The sequence below is a fragment of the Mycobacterium sp. 3-98 genome (genome assembly GCF_035918355.1).
Classification (GTDB): Bacteria; Actinomycetota; Actinomycetes; order Mycobacteriales; family Mycobacteriaceae; genus Mycobacterium; species Mycobacterium intracellulare.
In genome coordinates this window covers 3,388,603-3,407,755 of sequence record NZ_CP142360.1, presented here as the reverse complement: position 1 = coordinate 3,407,755, position 19,153 = coordinate 3,388,603, and the positions used below count along the sequence as shown (strand labels likewise).

The 19,153-nt window shown below is 66.3% G+C and carries 13 protein-coding genes; 3 read left to right on the top strand and 10 right to left on the bottom strand.

What is annotated here, in order from left to right; all coding sequences use genetic code 11:
* The gene (locus tag QGN30_RS16170) at window positions 1-1,740 is read left to right on the top strand and encodes an AMP-binding protein (RefSeq protein ID WP_042792305.1); all 1,740 of its coding nucleotides are present in this window, start codon (window positions 1-3) and stop codon (window positions 1,738-1,740) included.
* Between the two features lie 808 nt (window positions 1,741-2,548).
* The gene (locus tag QGN30_RS16165) at window positions 2,549-3,427 is read left to right on the top strand and encodes an SDR family oxidoreductase (RefSeq protein WP_008256256.1); all 879 of its coding nucleotides are present in this window, start codon (window positions 2,549-2,551) and stop codon (window positions 3,425-3,427) included.
* Here QGN30_RS16165 and QGN30_RS16160 read toward each other — a convergent pair.
* Window positions 3,424-4,869 (bottom strand): amino acid permease, encoded by a 1,446-nt coding sequence (locus QGN30_RS16160; protein ID WP_009953407.1) that lies wholly within the window; start codon window positions 4,867-4,869, stop codon window positions 3,424-3,426. The two genes, QGN30_RS16165 and QGN30_RS16160, sit on opposite strands and share 4 nt — an antisense overlap.
* Before the next feature lie 75 nt (window positions 4,870-4,944).
* Complete coding sequence (locus tag QGN30_RS16155; RefSeq protein ID WP_014380025.1) at window positions 4,945-5,847, bottom strand: PAC2 family protein; 903 nt, start codon at window positions 5,845-5,847, stop codon at window positions 4,945-4,947.
* Between the two features lie 479 nt (window positions 5,848-6,326).
* Between QGN30_RS16155 and metH the strand changes: the two genes are divergently transcribed.
* Window positions 6,327-10,121, top strand: coding sequence for a methionine synthase (gene metH / locus QGN30_RS16150; protein WP_248923625.1), 3,795 nt, complete (start codon window positions 6,327-6,329; stop codon window positions 10,119-10,121).
* Between the two features lie 248 nt (window positions 10,122-10,369).
* Here the strand turns inward: metH and QGN30_RS16145 are convergent, their stop codons facing one another.
* The 8 genes from QGN30_RS16145 to QGN30_RS16110 are packed head-to-tail and all read right to left on the bottom strand — an operon-like array spanning window position 10,370 to window position 19,152.
* Window positions 10,370-11,137 (bottom strand): mannan-binding family protein, encoded by a 768-nt coding sequence (locus tag QGN30_RS16145; protein ID WP_036458839.1) that lies wholly within the window; start codon window positions 11,135-11,137, stop codon window positions 10,370-10,372.
* Complete coding sequence (locus QGN30_RS16140; protein ID WP_038536086.1) at window positions 11,134-11,808, bottom strand: hypothetical protein; 675 nt, start codon at window positions 11,806-11,808, stop codon at window positions 11,134-11,136. Before QGN30_RS16140 ends, QGN30_RS16145 begins: the two co-directional genes overlap by 4 nt.
* 30 nt (window positions 11,809-11,838) lie before the next feature.
* Complete coding sequence (locus tag QGN30_RS16135; RefSeq protein ID WP_009953398.1) at window positions 11,839-13,098, bottom strand: MlaD family protein; 1,260 nt, start codon at window positions 13,096-13,098, stop codon at window positions 11,839-11,841.
* The gene (locus QGN30_RS16130; protein WP_014384591.1) at window positions 13,095-14,336 is read right to left on the bottom strand and encodes an MlaD family protein; all 1,242 of its coding nucleotides are present in this window, start codon (window positions 14,334-14,336) and stop codon (window positions 13,095-13,097) included. The genes QGN30_RS16135 and QGN30_RS16130 overlap by 4 nt, the downstream gene beginning before the upstream one ends.
* Window positions 14,333-15,472, bottom strand: coding sequence for an MCE family protein (locus tag QGN30_RS16125; RefSeq protein ID WP_038536088.1), 1,140 nt, complete (start codon window positions 15,470-15,472; stop codon window positions 14,333-14,335). Before QGN30_RS16125 ends, QGN30_RS16130 begins: the two co-directional genes overlap by 4 nt.
* The gene (locus tag QGN30_RS16120; protein WP_038536090.1) at window positions 15,469-16,524 is read right to left on the bottom strand and encodes an MCE family protein; all 1,056 of its coding nucleotides are present in this window, start codon (window positions 16,522-16,524) and stop codon (window positions 15,469-15,471) included. The genes QGN30_RS16125 and QGN30_RS16120 overlap by 4 nt, the downstream gene beginning before the upstream one ends.
* Window positions 16,517-17,572, bottom strand: coding sequence for an MlaD family protein (locus QGN30_RS16115; RefSeq protein WP_014384593.1), 1,056 nt, complete (start codon window positions 17,570-17,572; stop codon window positions 16,517-16,519). Before QGN30_RS16115 ends, QGN30_RS16120 begins: the two co-directional genes overlap by 8 nt.
* A complete protein-coding gene (locus QGN30_RS16110; protein WP_038536092.1) occupies window positions 17,569-19,152 on the bottom strand; it encodes an MlaD family protein in 1,584 nt (527 codons plus the stop codon). Before QGN30_RS16110 ends, QGN30_RS16115 begins: the two co-directional genes overlap by 4 nt.
* Window position 19,153 lies beyond the last annotated feature (1 nt).

Genomic DNA, 19,153 nt, shown 5'->3' with positions numbered 1-19,153 from the left:
ATGGTTGAGACGTCCATTTCGAACCTGCTGTGTGAACGAGCCAGCTTGCAGCCCAACGACACGGCGTTCACCTTCATTGACTACGAGCAGGACTGGAACGGAATTGCCGAAAGCCTGACGTGGTCTCAGCTGCAGCGGCGAACGGTGAACCTTGCCCGGCAGCTTCACGATTGCGGGTCGACGGGTGACCGCGCCGTCATCATGGCCCCGCAGGGCCTCGACTACGTCGTGGCGTTTCTCGGCACACTGCAGGCGGGGCGGGTCGCGGTTCCGCTTTCGGTTCCGCTGGGTGGCGTCAGCGATGAGCGCGTCAGTTCGGTGCTGCGCGATGCGTCGCCGACGGTCGTCCTCACCACGTCCGCCGCTGCGGAAACCGTTGCGAACTATGTCAAGTCGGAGTCCGGCGGGCCCGTGCCGTCGGTGGTTGAGGTCGACCTGCTGGGCCTGGACGCCCGCACAGGATCCGGCGCCGGGAGCGAGAATCACGCAGATCTGGCGTATCTGCAGTACACGTCCGGGTCGACCCGTCAGCCCGCCGGGGTCATGGTCTCGCATCGGAACCTGCTGGCCAATTTCGGGCAGGTGATGTCCGACTTTTGTGTGGAGTACGGCGGCGTTGCTCCACCCGATACGACCATCGTGTCGTGGCTGCCGTTTTACCACGACATGGGTTTGGTACTGGGGGTGTGCGCACCAGTCCTGGGCGGTATTCGCACGGTGCTGATGAGTCCGGTGTCGTTCCTGCAGCGACCGGCCCGATGGATGCAATTGCTGGCCAAGGAAAGTCACGCATTTTCCGCGTCGCCGAACTTCGCTTTCGAATTGGCGGCCCGCAAAACCTCAGACGAGGACATGGCCGGACTGGATCTCGGAAATGTACTGGTCATCCTCAGTGGTAGCGAACGGGTGCATCCGGCGACCTTGCAGCGTTTCACCGGGCGGTTCACGCGCTTCAATCTGCCCGACAAAGCGGTGCGGCCCGCCTATGGGCTCGCGGAGGCAACGGTGTACGCGTTGACCCGCACACCGGCGCAACCACCCAAAATCGCCCACTTCGACTCCGAGAAACTGGCCACCGGGATTGCGCAGCAGTGCGAAAGTTCAACCGGCACACGACTGGTCAGCTACGGGGCGCCGCGGTCTCCGGTGATTCGTGTCGTTGATCCCGACACCAGGATTGAGTGCCCTCAGGGAACGGTCGGTGAGATCTGGGTGCATGGTGACAACGTCGCCATGGGCTATTGGCTAAAGCCCAAGGAGACCGAAAGCGCCTTCGGCGGTCGGCTTGTCGCTCCGTCGGCCGGCGCACCGGAAGCGCCGTGGTTGCGAACGGGGGACTCGGGGTTCTTCTTCGACGGCGAGCTGTTCATCATCGGCCGCATCAAGGATCTGCTGATCGTCTACGGGCGTAACCACTCGCCCGACGACATCGAAGCGACGGTCCAGGAGATCACCCGGGGCCGGTGCGCGGCGATTGCGGTTCCGCATCAGGGCATGGAAAAGCTCGTCGTGATCGCCGAAGTCAAGAACAAGGCCGCGTCCCGCGCCGAGGCGGTGGACACGCTCGCCGTCGTGGAGCGTGACGTCACCTCCGCGGTCTCCCACTCGCACGGCGTCGGCGTCGCGGATCTGGTTGTGGTGGCACCCGGGTCGATACCGATCACCACCAGTGGCAAGGTGCGGCGCTCGGCGTGCGTCGAGCAGTATCGGCAAGGTCAGTTCGCCCGCTTGAACGCGTAGGGGACCACCCACGCCGCCGAAACAGTGTTGATCGGCTTTTTTCTCCGTCTTTTAGCCGTCGAATTTGGTTACGCCCGTCATTACGCGACGTTCTTCTTTGTCGCTTCATTCCACGTCTTTCCCACCGGGCGCCAGCAGAATAGGTTGCTGCCCTGACGATGCCAGAGATAGGTGTCCACGTCACCGAAGCTGGCATGGGACACAAATTTCCACACGGGTAGATTCGATGGAGTCGATTTTCTGTGCATCATCCCTCCCGTCAATTACTGAAGCCGACTAGGCCGAGGGTGGATGCGTTGTTAAATCCGGCGCGCGGTGGCTGGGTTGGCGGGGCCACCGCGCGCCGGTGGCTTATCGGATATGGCCGAATTCGACTTCTACAAGGGTCACTGGCGGTGGGGCAGAGCTGTCGACTGTCATCCCGTGGCCCCCGCCGACATGCGCAACTGCGTGTCATGCCCGGAGCCTACGGTCGGCATTGGTGTCGGCGGGCAAGGTGCGAACGAATAGAGTAGTGGGGGCGGCAAGTTAGCGTAGTGTTTACACAGACTCGTCGATCCGCAAAGAGTGGGCGGAGATAACCATCGCCCCGCGACACTTTATGAGACGCGCGCTAAATACCGCCCGCTTTCTGTAATCAATTTCCTGGACGCTAATTCCATTCGTGCATAATTCGTCCGCCTGGTGATCCGCGGATAGCCTCGACCGACCGATCAGCGTCCTCGGCCCGTGCCGCCGAGGCCGATGGCGACCGTCCCGCGCGGGCGGCCGCAGTCACTCCGGTCCACAGCGCGGTACGTTGTCGGCCATGACATCGCTGCGGGACCAAGTCGTTTTCATCACCGGCGGCGCGCGGGGGATCGGCGCCGAGGTCGCGCGCCGGCTGGCCGCCAAGGGCGCCAAGCTCGTCCTCACCGATCTCAACGAGGCCGACCTGACGGCGCTCGCCGACGAGCTGGGCGAGGACCGGGTGCTGACCGCGGTGGCCGACGTGCGCGACCTGTCGGCGATGCAGGCGGCCGCCGCCCGCGCCGTCGAGCGGTTCGGCGGCATCGACGTCGTCGTGGCCAACGCCGGCATCATGAGTTACGGGTCGGTGACCCAAGTCGACCCCGAGGCGTTCAAGCGGGTCCTCGACATCAACGTGCTCGGCGTCTTTCACACGGTCCGCGCCGCCTTGCCCGCCCTGACCGAGCGCCGCGGCTACGTGTTGATCGTCTCCTCGCTGGCCGCCTACACGGCCTGCCCCGGGCTGGCGCCGTACAACGCCTCCAAGGCCGCCGTCGAGATGTTCGCCAATGCGCTGCGGCTGGAAGTGGCCCGCCACGGCGTGCGGGTCGGCTCGGCGCACATGTCCTGGATCGACACCGCGCTGGTCCGCGACACCCAAACCGACCTGTCCGCGTTCAACCAACTGCTGGCCAGCTTCCCGTGGCCGCTGAACAAGACGACGACCGTCGACAAATGCGCCGCCGCGTTCGTCAAGGGCATCCGGCGCCGGCGCACCCGCGTCTACTGCCCGCGCTGGGTGGCCCTGTTCCGGTGGGTCAAGCCGGTGTTGTCCAGCGCGGTCGGCGAAGCGCCCCTGCACAAATCGACCGCCGAGCTGTTACCCCAACTGGACGCCCAGGTCGCGGCGCTCGGCCGTTCCACCAGCGCCTATAACCAGGGACTTGGCAAGTCCTAGCCGGTCTGGGCCGCGCGCTGCGACGCGATGGCCGCCACCCGGTTGCGCACCAGGAGCCACCCCGCGCTCAGCGCCGGGATGACCACCACGACCGTGGCGATGGTCCAGGTGCCGGTCTGTTTGTCGAAGGCCATCATGACCAGGACGCCGGCCAAGAACGCCAGGGTGAGATAGCCCGAATAGGGCGCCCACGGCATGCGAAACCGGGGCCGTTGCAACAGCCCGGCCTTGGCCATCCGGTAGGCGCGCAGCTGACACAGCACGATGGTCGCCCAGCACGCGATGATGCCCGGCGCCACGATGTTGAGCACGATCTCGAAGGCTTCGCCGGGATTGACCGCGTTCAGGGCAATGCCGAACAGGCAGATGGCGGCCGCCATCGTGATGCCGACGTAGGGCACCCCGTTCTTGGACATCCGGGTCGCGAAGCCGGGGGCGCTGCCACTGGAGGCCATCGAGTGCATGATGCGGCCGGTGGAATACAGCCCCGCATTCAGGCTCGACAGCGCGGCGGTGAGCACCACCACGTTCATCACGTCCCCGGCGCCGTGGAAGCCGATCGTGGAAAAGAAAGTGACAAAAGGGCTTTCGGTAGCCTTGTACGAGGTGTACGGCAGCAGCAACGCCAGCAGCGCGACCGACCCGACGTAGAAGATCGCGATGCGAGCGATCACCGAATTGATCGCGCGCGGCATGACTTTTTCCGGCTCCGCGGTCTCCCCGGCGGCCGTGCCCACCAATTCGACGGCGGCATAGGCGAATACCACGCCCGAGGTGGTCAGCAGCATCGCCAGCACGCCGGAGGGGAACATGCCGCCGTGGTCGGCCCACACGCTCAGTCCGGTGCTGTGGCCGTCGATCCGATAGCGCCCCGCCAGGAAGATGATGCCCACGACCAAGAAGGCGATGAGGGCGAAAACCTTGATCAGGGCCGCCCAGAACTCCAGCTCACCGAACCATTCCACCGAGATCAGGTTCATCGACAGCACGACGATGAGGGCCAGTAGCGCCAACACCCACTGGGGGATCGATTCGAAGCTCGTCCACCGCCGCAGATAGGTGGCGATCGCGGTGGTGTCGACGATGGCCGTCATCGACCACCCCAGGAAATACATCCAGCCGATCGCGTAAGCGGCCTTCTCGCCGAAGAATTCGCGCGCGTACGACACGAACGAGCCCGACGACGGGCGATGCAGGACCAGCTCGCCCAGCGCCCGCAGGATGAGAAAGACGAAGAACCCGCACACGGCGTACACCAGGAACATCCCGGGGCCGCCCTTGGCCAGCCGACCGCCCGCGCCCAGGAACAGCCCGGAGCCGATCGCGCCGCCGATGCCGATCATCTGCACTTGCCGGGGCTTGAGGCCCTTGCGGTAGCCGGCGTCTTCGCCGAAGTCGCCGGCTCCTGGGTTGGGGTTGCCGTCATCGGGCAACGAGGGCATGAAACGTCCAATCGGTGGGTGCGAAGCGATGTTTCCGTAGTTGATCGGTCGCCGGCAAGTTCGGCGACCGCGTCATTAACGCCCGAAGCCGGGACGGCGACGGCGCAGGTAGCGCTCGAACTCGGCGGCCAGGGCGTCGCCGTCGATCTTGCCCAGCGCGTCGTTCATGTCGACCTCGGCGTCGCCGCGCTGTTCCAGCGACTGCACGTATTCGGCGAGATCCTCGTCCTCGGCGGTCATCTCGGTGACCGCCTGCTCCCATTCCTCGGCGTCGGTCGGCAAGTCCGCCAGCGGAACCTCGATGTCGAGCACGTCTTCGACGCGGCGCAGCAGGGCTACCGTCGCCTTCGGGTTCGGTGGCTGCGACACGTAATGCGGCACGGCCGCCCAGAACGTCACCGCCGGGATCCCGGCGGCCACGCAGGCGTCCTGAAACACCCCGGCGATTCCGGTGGGCCCCTCGTAGCGGCTCTCCTCAAGGCCGAAGCGCTTCGCCGACTCGGGGGAGTAGGCCGCGCCCGAGACCGGAACCGGCCGGGTGTGCGGGGTGTCGGCCAGCAGGGCGCCCAGGATCACCACGGTGTCCACGTTGAGCTTGTCCGCGATGGCCACCAACTCCGCGCAGAAGGTGCGCCAGCGCATGTTGGGTTCGACCCCGTGCATCAGCACGACATCGCGATCACTGCCCGGGGGCCGGCAGTGCGAGATCCGCATCGCCGGCCACACCAGCTCGCGGGTCACGCCGTCCACCTGCCGGATCACCGGGCGATTCACCTGGTAGTCGTAGTACGCCTCGTCGTCGATCTCCAAGATGGGGTCGGCTTCCCAGATGGCCTCGAGGTGTTCGAGCGCGTCGCTGGCCGCGTCGCCGGCGTCGTTCCAGCCCTCGAATGCGGCCACGACGATGGTCTGATGCAGTTCGGGCAGAGCGGCCTTACCACTAGGGAGGCCAAAGGGAGGGCCATCGGGCGGGGTCACAGAATTAGCGTACGGCCTTCCGCGCGACGACGATGCGGACCGCGCGCGGTTCGATGAGGAGTCGGGCAATTGGATCTAGCCCCCATCTTCGGGGCGCGGTGGCGGTGAATTGGCGCCCGCCGAGCGTTTCACCGGGGGCTTTACATAGGCCGACTATTCTTATGGCGTGACTGCCGCTGACGAAGGCCGTGCCGTGGACTTTGTGCTGGACGATCGCCACAACGGCGTCGCCGCGGTCAAGGCGAAATACGGCCGGCTGCAATCTCGTTAACCTTGGTAACTACTCCATTGCCGACAAGACCCGTGCGCTGGCGAGCCGGGGCAGCGCGGGTCGGGTCGAGCCAGGGCGTCCAGGCGTCGGGTGACGACGTAGACTTTTCTGGTCGAGAGGCGTTGCAACGGTTTCTGGAGGGGGCCTGGTCCCCTGCCGGTCTCCGCCACGCTCGGCAGAGTCAAGGACGCCTTCCGCTACGGAAGGAATGCACATGACGGCCGTTGAGACGAAGACTTCCGCGAAGAACACTTCCGCGTCGGATGCCTTCGCGCCGAACATCCGCCCCGACTGCACCGACGAACTGACGGCGGCCCTGCGCCAGCGGATCATGGTGATCGACGGCGCGATGGGCACGGCGATCCAGCGGGACCGGCCGGACGAGGCCGGCTACCGCGGCGATCGGTTCACGGAATGGCCGACCGCCCTGCAGGGCAACAACGACCTGCTCAACCTGACGCAACCGCAGATCATCGAGGGCATCCACCGCGAGTACCTCGAGGCGGGCGCCGACATCCTGGAAACCAACACGTTCAACGCGAACGCCATCTCGCTCTCCGATTACGACATGGCCGACCTGGCCTACGAGCTCAACTACGCCGGCGCCGCCCTGGCCCGCAAGGCGGCCGACGAGTACAGCACCCCGGAGAAGCCCCGCTACGTGGCCGGCGCGATCGGGCCGACGACGCGGACCGCGTCGATCTCGCCCGACGTCAACGACCCCGGCGCACGCAACGTCTCCTACGACCAGCTGGTCGCCGCCTACCTGGAAGCCGCCAACGGCCTGGTCGACGGCGGCGCCGACCTGCTCATCATCGAGACGATCTTCGACTCGCTGAACGCCAAGGCGGCCGTGTTCGCCGTCGAGACGCTGTTCGAGGACCGCGGACGCCGCTGGCCGGTGATCATCTCGGGCACCATCACCGATGCCTCCGGGCGGACGCTGTCCGGTCAGGTCACCGAAGCATTCTGGAACGCGATCAGGCACGCGAAGCCGATCGCGGTCGGCCTCAACTGCGCCCTGGGCGCGCCGGAGATGAGGCCCTACATCGCCGAGATGTCGCGGATCGCGGACACCTTCGTCTCGTGCTACCCGAACGCCGGCCTGCCCAACGCCTTCGGCGAGTACGACGAGACCCCGGAGCGTCAGGCCGGCTACATCGCCGACTTCGCCGAGGCGGGCCTGGTCAACTTGGTCGGCGGGTGCTGCGGAACGGCGCCGCCGCACATCGCCGAGATCGCCAAGGTCGTCGAGGGCAAACCGCCGCGCGAGGTGCCGAAGATCGAGGTGGCCACCCGTCTGTCGGGCCTGGAGCCGCTCAACATCACCGACGATTCCCTGTTCGTGAACATCGGTGAGCGCACCAACATCACCGGTTCCGCCCGGTTCCGCAACCTGATCAAGGCCGAGGACTACGACACCGCGCTGTCGGTCGCCCTGCAGCAGGTCGAGGTCGGTGCGCAGGTCATCGACATCAACATGGACGAAGGCATGATCGACGGCGTCGCCGCGATGGACCGGTTCACCAAGCTGATCGCGGCCGAGCCGGACATCAGCCGCGTCCCGGTGATGATCGACTCCTCCAAGTGGGAGGTCATCGAGGCGGGCCTGAAGAACGTGCAGGGCAAGCCGATCGTCAACTCGATCTCCATGAAGGAGGGCGAGGAGAAATTCATCCGTGAGGCGCGGCTGTGCCGCAAGTACGGCGCCGCCGTCGTCGTGATGGCCTTCGACGAGCAGGGTCAGGCCGACAACCTGGAGCGCCGCAAGGAGATCTGCGGGCGCGCCTACCGGATCCTGACCGAGGAGGTCGGCTTCCCGCCCGAGGACATCATCTTCGACCCGAACTGCTTCGCGCTGGCGACCGGAATCGAGGAGCACGCGACGTACGGGATCGACTTCATCGAGGCCTGCGCCTGGATCAAGGAGAACCTTCCCGGGGTGCACATCTCCGGCGGCATCTCGAACGTGTCGTTCTCGTTCCGCGGCAACAACCCGGTCCGCGAGGCGATCCACGCGGTGTTCCTGTTTCACGCCATCAAGGCCGGCCTGGACATGGGCATCGTCAACGCCGGCGCGCTGGTGCCCTACGACTCGATCGACCCCGAGCTGCGCGACCGCATCGAGGACGTCGTCCTGAACCGCCGCGAGGACGCGGCCGAACGGCTGCTCGAGATCGCCGAGCGGTTCAACAAGTCAGAGAAATCCGAAGACCCCGCCGCGGCCGAATGGCGCAGCCTTCCGGTCCGCGAGCGGATCACCCACGCTTTGGTCAAGGGCATCGACGCCCACGTCGACGACGACACCGAGGAATTGCGGGCCGAGATCGCCGCCGCCGGGGGCCGCCCGATCGAGGTGATCGAGGGCCCGCTGATGGACGGCATGAACGTCGTCGGTGACCTGTTCGGCTCGGGCAAGATGTTTTTGCCCCAGGTGGTGAAGTCGGCCAGGGTGATGAAGAAGGCCGTGGCGTACCTGCTGCCGTTCATCGAGAAAGAGAAAGAACAGAACGGTACGGCAGCGGCGAAGGACACCAACGGCACGATCGTGATGGCGACCGTGAAAGGCGACGTCCACGACATCGGCAAGAACATCGTCGGGGTCGTCTTGCAGTGCAACAACTTCGAAGTGATCGACCTTGGGGTGATGGTGCCCGCCGAGAAGATCCTGGCCGCGGCCAGGGAGCACGACGCCGACATCATCGGACTGTCCGGACTGATCACCCCGTCCCTGGATGAGATGTCCAACTTCGCCGTCGAGATGGAACGTGAAGGCCTCGAGATCCCGCTGCTCATTGGCGGCGCGACCACCTCGCGCGCTCACACGGCGGTGAAGATATCGCCGCGCCGGTCCGGTCCGGTGGTGTGGGTCAAGGACGCGTCCCGCTCGGTGCCGGTCGCCGCGGCCCTCCTCGATGACAAGCAGCGGCCGGGCCTGCTGGAAGCCACCGAGAAGGACTACGCATCGCTGCGAGAGCGGCACGCTCAGAAGAACGAGCGCCCGATGCTCACGCTGGAGAAGGCCCGCGCCAACCGGACCCCGATCGAGTGGGCCGGCCAGACGCCGCCGGTGCCCGCCCAGGGCCTCGGGGTGCGGGAGTTCAAGGAGTACGACCTCGCCGAGTTGCGCGAGTACATCGATTGGCAGCCGTTCTTCAATGCCTGGGAGATGAAGGGCCGCTTCCCCGACATCCTCAACAACCCGGCCACCGGCGAGGCCGCCCGCAAGCTGTACGACGATGCGCAGGAGATGCTCGACACCCTGATCAAGGAGAAGTGGCTGACCGCCAACGCGGTGATCGGGTTCTTCCCCGCAAACGCGGTCGGCTCGGGTATCGAAGACATCGAGGTCTACACCGACGACACCCGCACCGAGGTGCTGACCACGCTGCACCACCTGCGTCAGCAGGGGGAGCACCGGGAGGGCATCCCGAACCGGTCGCTAAGCGACTACATCGCGCCCAAGGACACCGGCCTGGCCGACTACATCGGCGCGTTCGCCGTCACCGCCGGGCTCGGCAGCGGTGAAAAGATCGCGGAGTTCAAGGCGGCCCTCGACGACTACAGCGCGATCCTGCTGGAGTCGCTCGCCGACCGGCTGGCGGAGGCGTTCGCCGAACGGATGCACCAGCGGGTCCGCAAGGAGTTCTGGGGATTCAAGCCCGACGAGCACTTGGACAACGACGCACTCATCGCCGAGAAGTACCAGGGAATCCGCCCCGCCCCGGGCTACCCGGCGTGCCCGGAGCACACCGAGAAGGCGACGCTGTGGAAGTTGATGGACGTCCACGAGCGCACCGGCATCGAGCTCACCGAGTCGATGGCGATGTGGCCCGGCGCGGCCGTCAGCGGCTGGTATTTCTCGCACCCGCAGTCGCAGTACTTCGTGGTCGGCCGGATGGCCCAGGACCAGGTCGCCGACTACGCGAGGCGCAAGGGCTGGACCCTGAAGGAAGGTGAGCGCTGGCTCAGCTCCAACCTCGCCTACAACCCGGAGGACTGAGCTCCGGCGCCTTCGTGCCGCGTCACCGCGACGCCGAGTACGTCAACGTCTGACGCGCGGCGCGCCCGGCGGGCTCGGACTGTGGCCAGAGTCCGGCCGCAATGGCATCACACCTTTTGCCCGCCTCCGAGCGACAACGCCCGCCTCCATCTGAGGTTGTCGCTCGGAGGTGGGCACGTCGGCAGTACCCCGGTCCAGATACTCCTGTGACTGGCGGTATGCCTGTGGCGCAACGACTTACACGGGGCTCATATGCGCAGCACGGAACTGAGCGCCGACAGCGGGATGTGCGCCTGCACCGTGCCGCCGTCCATGTACCACTGCATGACACCGGGTGTGAAGTTGATCGGGCTGTCGTGGCCGACCGGGTAGTCCGGCATGTAGAGGATCAACTCGTCGGGGGTCACCGCCCAGGCCTTGTACGCCCCGGAATAGACCTTGTCCGGGGTCCAGCGGTCGACGGTGAACGGGTAGGTGCCGGGGTCGTGCGGCGGCGGCGCCTGATCGAGCGCGGTTTGGACAAACGGTTGAGCCAGTGGGGGAATGGCGGTCAGCGGGTCCGACGTCGTCAGGTCCGCCAGCTGCACCCGCCTGCCGCTCGACATGTCAAACGTGAAGGTCCGATAGGCGTTGTTGGACTGGGGGCCATCGGCGTGATAGTCCTCGTGAAACACCGCGCTGAGCAGGTTGGCGTGCCGGAAGACTTCGAAGTTCTCCTCGCCGTAGCTGTCGGCGGCCATGCTGGAGTTGGCGTTTCGCCAGTTGTTGACCAGGGTGTGCAGGTAGTCACGGATCACCGGTCCTGTGGTCGGATTGTCGACCAGGTCCTCGGGCACCGCGACCTTGATGTCGCGCACGGCGTTGCGTTCCGAGGTGACCGAGGTGTGGCAGTACTGGCCGTCCCAGTTCCCGCCGAGCTCGCCGCAGAACGACGGCGCCGAGGCGTGCGCACGGGCGGTGGTGGGAAGCGTTGCGGCGGCGACCAATACGAACGCCGCGATGAGCCGGCGCGTCACAACAGCTGCACCTTGCTTGCCCGCCAGCGGCCGTCGACCTTTTCCATGGTCATCTTGATCCTGCTGCGGTCGATGCGCGGATCGGGTGCGGCCGTGTTGGTGACGGTCTGGTCGATGAACACCAACACGACGACCTTGTTCATGGATTCGGACTGGATGGCCGAGTCCACCACCACCCCATGCGCGGTCGCCTTGTTGTCGATCAGCAGCTGCCGAAGTTTCACGCTGGACTGGGTGTACATGTCCTTGAATTCGCCGGTCGCGCCGTCGAGCACCTGCCGGAAGTTCTCGTCGACCTTGTTCGAGTCGATGCTCGTCAGCACCTGCGCGTAGGAGATCGCCGCCTGCTGGGCCTGTTCGCCGGCCAGCCTGACCCGATGGTCCTGCCACTGCCGCCATCCCAGGAATCCCGAAACGGCAAGCGAGGCAACGAGTAACAGCGGCAGGATGCCGCGGCGCAGATATTGCCTCAGATCCTGTTTCCGAGGCCGCTTGCGGCGCTCGGCGTCCGGACGCTTGCGCCTGAGCAGACCGCCCTCGTCTTGATCCTCGGCCTCGTCGGCGGTCACGTCGTCGACATCGTCAGACACGTCTTGCGTCGATTCGGCGTCCGGCTCCGTCTTGACGGCCTCGGATTTCGGATTCTTTTGGGAGGTCACGATCACGGTCATCTCCTAGGATCGGCGCGGACGGTTCGGGGCCTAGTGCGGCGGTTCGATCGGCAGCTGCGGGCCGCCGTAGGGGGTCGGAATGGTGAAGCGGCCCTTGGGGGTCGGATCGGTCCGGCGGCCCAGGTTGGCCCCCATCGGCGGGCCGGCCGTGTCGTCGCCGCCCGGCCGCGGCGCGTTCTTGGCGCCCCGGATCGAGACTGCGGGGTCGTCGTCGCGGCAGTAGGTGTACATGAAGGGCTCGTAGTAGTCGGCGGCCGACGGCGGGTGCGACGGTGTCCCATAATCGCACACGTAGCGGGGGTACAGGTCGGCGATCGCCCACACCCCGTTGTCGTGGAACGCGCTCGTCACTGCGTCCAACACCGACCCACGGTAGTCCGGGAACAGCGCGTTGAGCGCCGGAACCCGCAGATACAGCAGCTGCGACACGGTCGCCATGCTGCCCAGCAACTGCACCATCGTGTCGGAATTGTCGGCGAACAGATTGTCGACGGCCGACAGGGTGCGCGGCGTCTGCGCAGTCAACCGGCGATAGCCCGCCTGCATCCTGGCCACCCCGGACAGCGTGCGGTTGAGTTCCGTTGCGGCCGCGCCCAAGCCGGAGTTCTTGTCGCTTGCCAGGGTGAGCACCACCCGGCTGGTCTTGATGATGCTGGTCGTCTGGGGCAGCACCGAGTCGAGCGTGGACAGCAGGAAGGTGCCGCCGTCGACGATGGCGGTCAGCTTCGCCGGGCCCTCCTTGCTCAGGCTCAGTTCCTTCTTGATCAATTCGATCTTGTGGGGATCGACCTGGGACAGCAGCCCGTCGGCGTCGCCCAGTAACCGCGCCAGGCTGACGGGAACGGTGGTGTGGTCCAGGGCGATACGGCTGCCGTCGTGCAGATACGGTCCGGCGTCGGACGCGGCCTCGAAGTTGATGTACTGCTCGCCGGCCGGCGACAGCGCCGAGACGTGCACGACGGCGTTCGCGGGGATCCGCACCTTCGAGGTGATGCTGGCGACGGCGTTCACCCCGTCGTCGGTGATCTGCAGCGACTCCACACGGCCGATGCGCACCCCGCGCAGCGCGACATCCTGATTGGGGAGCAGCCCGCCGGATTCCGGCAACTGCACCGTGACCCGGTAGGACGAGGTGAAGGGCTTAACCCGCAACGCGCCCACGAGCAGGTAGGCGGTGGCGACGACGAGGATCAGCACCAATCCGGCCACCGACAACCAAACCTGTTGCCGGTGGCCCCTGCGCACCACCCGGACAACGAAATTCGCGAACGTGGCGATGGTGCGGATCATGGGCGGGGTCCCGGCGGCGGCGGTTCGGGCGGCCCCGGTGGCGGGGCAGCCCCAGGCGGGGGACCGGGGGCGACGTCGATTTGGCCCGGGATGGTCGGGTCCGGAATCACCGGAACCTGTGGCGAATCCGGCCCCCGGCCCACCACGCGCTCCTGCAGGCGCCACAGGGTGTACTTCAGCGTGCCGACGAGCAGGTTCACGTTGTAGTGGTGGGGGCCGTGCAGCCCGATGTCACCGGGGTATCCGATATCGGGAAGCGACCCGAGCAGAATCTTGTCCACGCTGACGTTCACCGAAATCGAGTTCCCCGCAGTCGATTTGATTAACGGGGGAATCAGTCGATTCACCGACAGCCAGCTGGTGTCGGGGCTCACCGCCACATCGTTGGCGGCCCCGGCGACCGTGTTCAGGTCGCGGATCAGGCTGCGGCCGCTGGTGTCGGTTCCGCCGATCGACGGGAACCTGGCCAGCAGCCGGGAGGTGTCGCCCACCTGCACGGCCAGATTGGAGAGCTGGGCGGTGTTGTCGGCCAGGGCCGATGTGGCGGGACGGGCGGCCGACATCAGGTCGCTGATGGTGTGATTCTTGGCGTCGAGTTGGTCGGCCAGGTGCGACAATTGGGTCAATGCGTTCTTGATCTGATCGGACCGCGAATCCAGCGTCCCGAGCAGCTCGTTGGATTTGCGGATCATGTCCCCGAACGCCTGGCCCTGGTCGCCGGTCGCCTTGCCGAAACCGTTGATGATGTTGGTGAAATTGCGGACCGCCCCGCCGTTGACCAGAATCGCCGCCGAGCTCAGCACCGACTCGACCGTCGCGGCGGCGGCCGTGGAATCCAGGCCGATGGTGTCGCCGTTGCGCAGCAGCGGCGCATCCGTTTCACCGGCGGCCGGTGGCTTCAGGGCGACGAACACGTCGCCCAGCGGTGTCGCGGTGCGCAATTCGGCGGTGCTGCCGCGGGGGAGCTGCACGCCGTCCCTGATCCGCAGCCGGGTCAGCGCGGTGTAGTTGCGCGCGATCATCGATTCGAGCTGCCCGACGTCGGCGCCGGCGAGCTTGACCTTGGCGTTCATCGGCAGGTTGAGTGCGTTGGAGAACACCGCGTTCAGCGAATAGCCGCCCGAACCCAGCCCCGGCGCCGGAAGGGGCAGGCTGGCAAGGCCATTCGTGGCGCATCCGGCGCTCACCATGACCGCGGCCAGCAGCAACGGCATTGCCCGCCCGCGGGTGGTCATCATTTCTGCCCCATGGCGGCCATACCGTCCAGCACATAGGTCAACCCGAAATCGGGGCCGAAGTCCTGGATGGTCCCGGTGCTGCAGCCCAGTTGCCGAAGACCCATCAGGTTGCAGATCTCCTTGGTGTACTGGCTGTCGAAGATCAAACGGTCCGTGAGGAAGCGGGCCCGCACGGCGCCGTTGGCCCGGTCGATCATGTTGTAGGCGTTGTCGGCCAGCAGCGGGGCCAAATCCAGGAGCTCGGCCAGGTCGCGCCGCTTGTCGGCCACCGTCTTCAGCGTGGTGTTGCCGCTGCCGACGGCCTGCTTGACGTTGTCGCGGTTGGCGTCGAGCAGGTCGCCCGCCCGCTGGATCAGGTGGTCGAGCTTGCGTCCGGTGCTGCCGCTGCCGAGGTCCTCGTCCGCCATGATCTGGCTGACTTGGTGGATGGTGGTTGCGAATTCGCGCAATTTCGTGTCGTTGGCGGCCACGGCGTCGAACAGCGTGCTGATGTTTTTGACGATCGTGGTGATCTGCTCGCGGGTCGTCGTCCCGCCGTCGCTGGACAGGCGCAGCGCCTTGGACAGCTCGCCGAGAGCGGCTTTGATCTTCTCGCCGTTGCCGCTGACCACCGCGGTGCCACCGTTCAGCACGTCGGCGATCGGGCCGCCGCCGTGGCCGTCGCCCTCGAGCGATTTTGTCACCTTGTCCAAAACGTTGAGGACGCTGCTGAATTCGACGGGCGTCTTGGTGCGGGGCAACCCGATGGTGTCGTGGTTCTGCAGGGTCGGCCCGTCGTGATAGGGCGGCGTGAGTTCGATCTGTCGGTCGGTGAGGATGGAGGTCGACACCGTCACGGCCTGCGCGTCGGCGGGAATCTTGACGTGGCGGTCGACGGTGAAGTCGACCTCGACATAGCCGCCCTTGGCGTTGATCTTGGTGACCTTGCCCACCGGCATGCCCAGCACCGCGACCACGTTGCCCTCGTAAAGGCCCGAGGCGCTGTCGAATTGGGCGGTCACCGTGATCGTGTCCTCGTCGGAGCGCAGGAACCACCAACCGGCGACGGCCACCACCGCGATCGCCGCCACGGCAGCGACGATGGCCACCACCTTGACGACGAGCGGGGCGCCGGGGTTGTTCGTGCGGCCCTTCACTTGCAGTCCTTGAAGTACTGGATCATGCCGAACTGCTTGGCGCGACCGCTGATCGCGCACATCCACGAGTCGATCAGCGGAACGTTGGGGGCGTTGAAGTTGACCGCGTTGCCCTCGCCCGTGAGGTTGGCCGCCTCGCGGAAGAAGATCGGGCTGATTTGCAGCATGCTGTGCAGCAGGTCGTCGTGCGCGGACATCAAGGCGGTGAAGTCCCGCATGTCTTTGATCAGCGCGTCCAGACCCGCCCGGTCGTTGACCACGACCTGACTCATGGTGTCAACGAGACTCGTCAACGACTGCATCATCGCGTGGAAGACGGCGCGCCGCGCGACGAATTGGCCGAGCAGGTCTTGGCCCTGGTTGACCAGATTGCCGATGCCGGCCTGCTGGCGGCGCAGGGTGTTCGTCACCTGCTCGGTGCTGCGCAGTAGCTGGCCCAGCTGATCACGGCGCACCGCGATGATCGACGACAGCGTGTTGATGTTCGTGATCGCCTGCGGCACCACCGCGGGCAGGCCCTCGAGCTGCTTGCCCAGCACCGCCAGCGATTGGGCGAACCTGTCGGAGTCGACCTGCTCGAACGTCGTGGTCGCGTCCTGCAGCGCGGCTTGCAGGTCGTAGGGCACCTCGGTGTGAGCCAGGTCGAAGGTGTTGTGGGGCAGGTGCGCCGGGCCGCTGGGTTCCAGCGCGAGGTACCGCGACCCCAGAATGGTGGTGACCTTGATCCGGGCGCGGGAGTCCTTGCCCAGCGCGACGGTGTCCCGAACCTTCAGCCCGGCCTCGACGTGGTCGCCGACGAGTTTCATGCTCGTGACGTTGCCCACCGGGATGCCCGCGACCACGATCGGATTGCCGGCCCGCAGCGAGGCGGCTTGCAGGAACTCGGCGGTGTAGTGCCGATAGCCGGCGCCGATGGCGTGCACCAGCAGCATGACGCCGATCACCACCGCCACCACCGCGACCGCGATGAATCCGAGCCACGTCTTGTTGTAGCTTTCCAGCGGGCGTCGCTTCATCCCCGAAAGCCGTTGCCGCACAGTCTTGTCAGCCATCGACGGTGCTCCTGCATCTCGGGGTGTGCCACGCCCTGTTTCCCGGCGTGGCGGCGTTGATGATGATCGGCACGACATCGTTGAGCCCGGGGAAGAACCCCAGGAAGTTCACGTCACACACGTAGGCGTTGCCGTAGGCGCCCTGATTGCCGACCCGGACAAGTCCTTTCAGCAGCAGCGGGATGTTGTCGCCGAAGAACGCCACCTGCGGCTCGACGTCCATGATGTGCCGGGCCACGCCGGGCTTGCGATCGATGAATTCGCGCAGCGCCGGATAGACGTCGGACGCCGAGGTCGACAGGCGGCCGGTCACCCGCGCCAGCGAGCCCACGGAGGCGACCAGGTCGGGGCGCCGTCGGTCGAGCTCGCCGACGACGCTGCGGGTCTCGGTGATGACGCCGTCGAGATCGTCGTTCTGGGCCGCGAGGTTGCCCACCACCTTGTTGAGGTTGGTGATCACGCTGCCCAGCGCCTGATCCCGGCCCGCGAATGTCTCTGTGAGCGTGGACGTCTGGCCGACCAGCGTGGCCAGCGACGAGGTGTCGCCCTGAAGCGACTGAATGATGCCCTTGGTCAGGTTGTCGGCGTCGTGCGGGTTCAGCAGGCTGAACAACGGCTCGTAGCCGTTGAGCAACGTGGTGACGTCGAACGACGGCTCGGTGCGTTCCACCGGGATGGTGCTGCCCGGCGCGAGCAGCTCCGGACTCCCTTCCTTGCCCAACGACAGTCCGAGGTAACGCTGGCCGACGATGTTCTGGTAGGTCACCGACGCCAGGGTGTTTCCGAACAACCGCTGTTCTTGCTGCACGACGAACGAGACCTTCGCCAGTTTCCCGTCGAGCTCGACCTTTTCGACGCGGCCGACGCGCACCCCGGCCATGCGGACGTCGTCGCCCTCGCGCAGCCCGTACACGTCGGTGAACACCGCCGAATACCGTGCGGTGTCGCCGGCCACGTCACGGCGCAGGCTCACATACACCAGCCAGGTCAGCGCCAACGAGACGACCATGAACAGCGCCAGCGCGATGAGTGGACCGCGAAACTTCATGGGGCCTCCCCGGCCGGACGGCCCAGTGACACCGTGCTGCCACGGGTGACCGGTCCGAGCAGCAGCTCGGTGGCCGGCGAGGCGGGCGTTCCGGTGATCACGCCCAACATGTTTCGTTCGTACTGGCTCCCGACGGGCCCCACGTTCCCCCCGAATCGAGAGCCCCCGAAGGCGGACTGCGGAATCCACGGCGCCTTGGGCGCCACCGGGGCGACCCACGGCTGGTGCGGCTGCGGAGTCGCCGGAGCCCCCGGCGACGGGTTGTCGGGATTCGCGCTCCCTGGCACGGGCGGCGACGGCGTGATCCCCGGGGCCAGCGGGGGATTGGGATCGGTCAGGTTGGGAGTCGGGTTGATCAGCGGCGGGCCCACCGCGACAAGGTTTCCGTCCGGCCCGATCACCGTGCCCGGCGGGGGCGCCAGATCCTTGGGCGGATGATAGTTCTGCGGCAGCAGCACCTCGGGCAGGTCGGGGCGCACCGGAATCAGCGGCGCGGTAAAGCAGCTGGGCCCCTTGAGTTCGCCGTAGTGCGGACAGTCGGCGCGTGTGTAGGTGGAACTGGGCGTGAACGTCAGCATCGCGTGCATGTTGCCCAGGTTCTTCTCCGGGTTCCAGACCTGCTCCATGAACTGGTTGGCCAGGTCGTCCAGCTTGGTCACGGCGGGAACGAAGTTGTTCGACTTTTGCGCCAGCACGCCGAGCACCGGCGTGAAATCGGTGGTGATCCGGATGAGTTGGTCGATGTGGTTGTCGAACGACTGGCGCGTCGTGCCGACCGTGTAGTCCGCACCCGACACCAGCGAGGCCAGCTGCTCGCGCGTCTCGGCGAAGGTCCGCATCGGTTCGACGGCCTGATGCAATGCGTCGAGAAGATCGGGGGCGGTCTGCGCGAGCCCCGCCGTCGCATCCAGCAGGGCGGACACCGTCGACGGGCCGGTATCGGTGCTGACAATCGAATTGAGCTGGTCGAGAAGGCGATTCAATTGCGCGCCGGCATTGAGCAGGCTGACGCGACGGTGGTCGGTGGCCGCGCCCAGGGCGGCCAAGATCCCCACCGACCTGTCGTCACGGCCGCGCCCCGCGGCGGCCAGCAGGTCGCGCAACTTGCTGACGGTGGTTTGGAACAGCACGGTCGGCAACTGCTTGTCCTCCGGAATATGCGCGCCCTGGCGGATTTTCGCCCCCGGGCCCTTTTGGTTTGGGGAGCCCACCAACTGCACCGACGACACCGCGAACACATTGCTGGGCATCACGCGTGCGGTCACGGCGGCCGGAATCGCCTGGGCGTATTCGGGTTTGAGGTCGATGTGGACATAGTTGGGTTCGCCGTGTGCCGCCGGGACGACGTCGTTGACCATCCCGACAAGCACGCCGTGGTATTTGACGTCCGACTTCTGCGGAAGGCCATCGCCCACGTTGATCAGATCGGCAACCACCCGCACGTAATCGTTCAGCCTGCCGGTGGATTTGACCAACATCATGGCCGTGACCAGGGCGCTGACCACCACCACGGCGATGCCGACGCCGAACAGCTGGCGCTCGGAGGGGCCGCGTCCGTCCAGCTCAAGGGAATTGGGCATC

Coding starts and splice junctions, on each gene's coding strand:
- QGN30_RS16170 (WP_042792305.1), top strand. CDS start 1: ATGGTTGAGACGTCCATTTCGAACCTGCTGTGTGAACGAGCCAGCTTG.
- QGN30_RS16165 (WP_008256256.1), top strand. CDS start 2,549: ATGACATCGCTGCGGGACCAAGTCGTTTTCATCACCGGCGGCGCGCGG.
- QGN30_RS16160 (WP_009953407.1), bottom strand. CDS start 4,869: ATGCCCTCGTTGCCCGATGACGGCAACCCCAACCCAGGAGCCGGCGAC.
- metH (WP_248923625.1), top strand. CDS start 6,327: ATGCACATGACGGCCGTTGAGACGAAGACTTCCGCGAAGAACACTTCC.
- QGN30_RS16140 (WP_038536086.1), bottom strand. CDS start 11,808: ATGACCGTGATCGTGACCTCCCAAAAGAATCCGAAATCCGAGGCCGTC.
- QGN30_RS16135 (WP_009953398.1), bottom strand. CDS start 13,098: ATGATCCGCACCATCGCCACGTTCGCGAATTTCGTTGTCCGGGTGGTG.
- QGN30_RS16130 (WP_014384591.1), bottom strand. CDS start 14,336: ATGATGACCACCCGCGGGCGGGCAATGCCGTTGCTGCTGGCCGCGGTC.
- QGN30_RS16120 (WP_038536090.1), bottom strand. CDS start 16,524: ATGGCTGACAAGACTGTGCGGCAACGGCTTTCGGGGATGAAGCGACGC.
- QGN30_RS16115 (WP_014384593.1), bottom strand. CDS start 17,572: ATGAAGTTTCGCGGTCCACTCATCGCGCTGGCGCTGTTCATGGTCGTC.
- QGN30_RS16110 (WP_038536092.1), bottom strand. CDS start 19,152: ATGCCCAATTCCCTTGAGCTGGACGGACGCGGCCCCTCCGAGCGCCAG.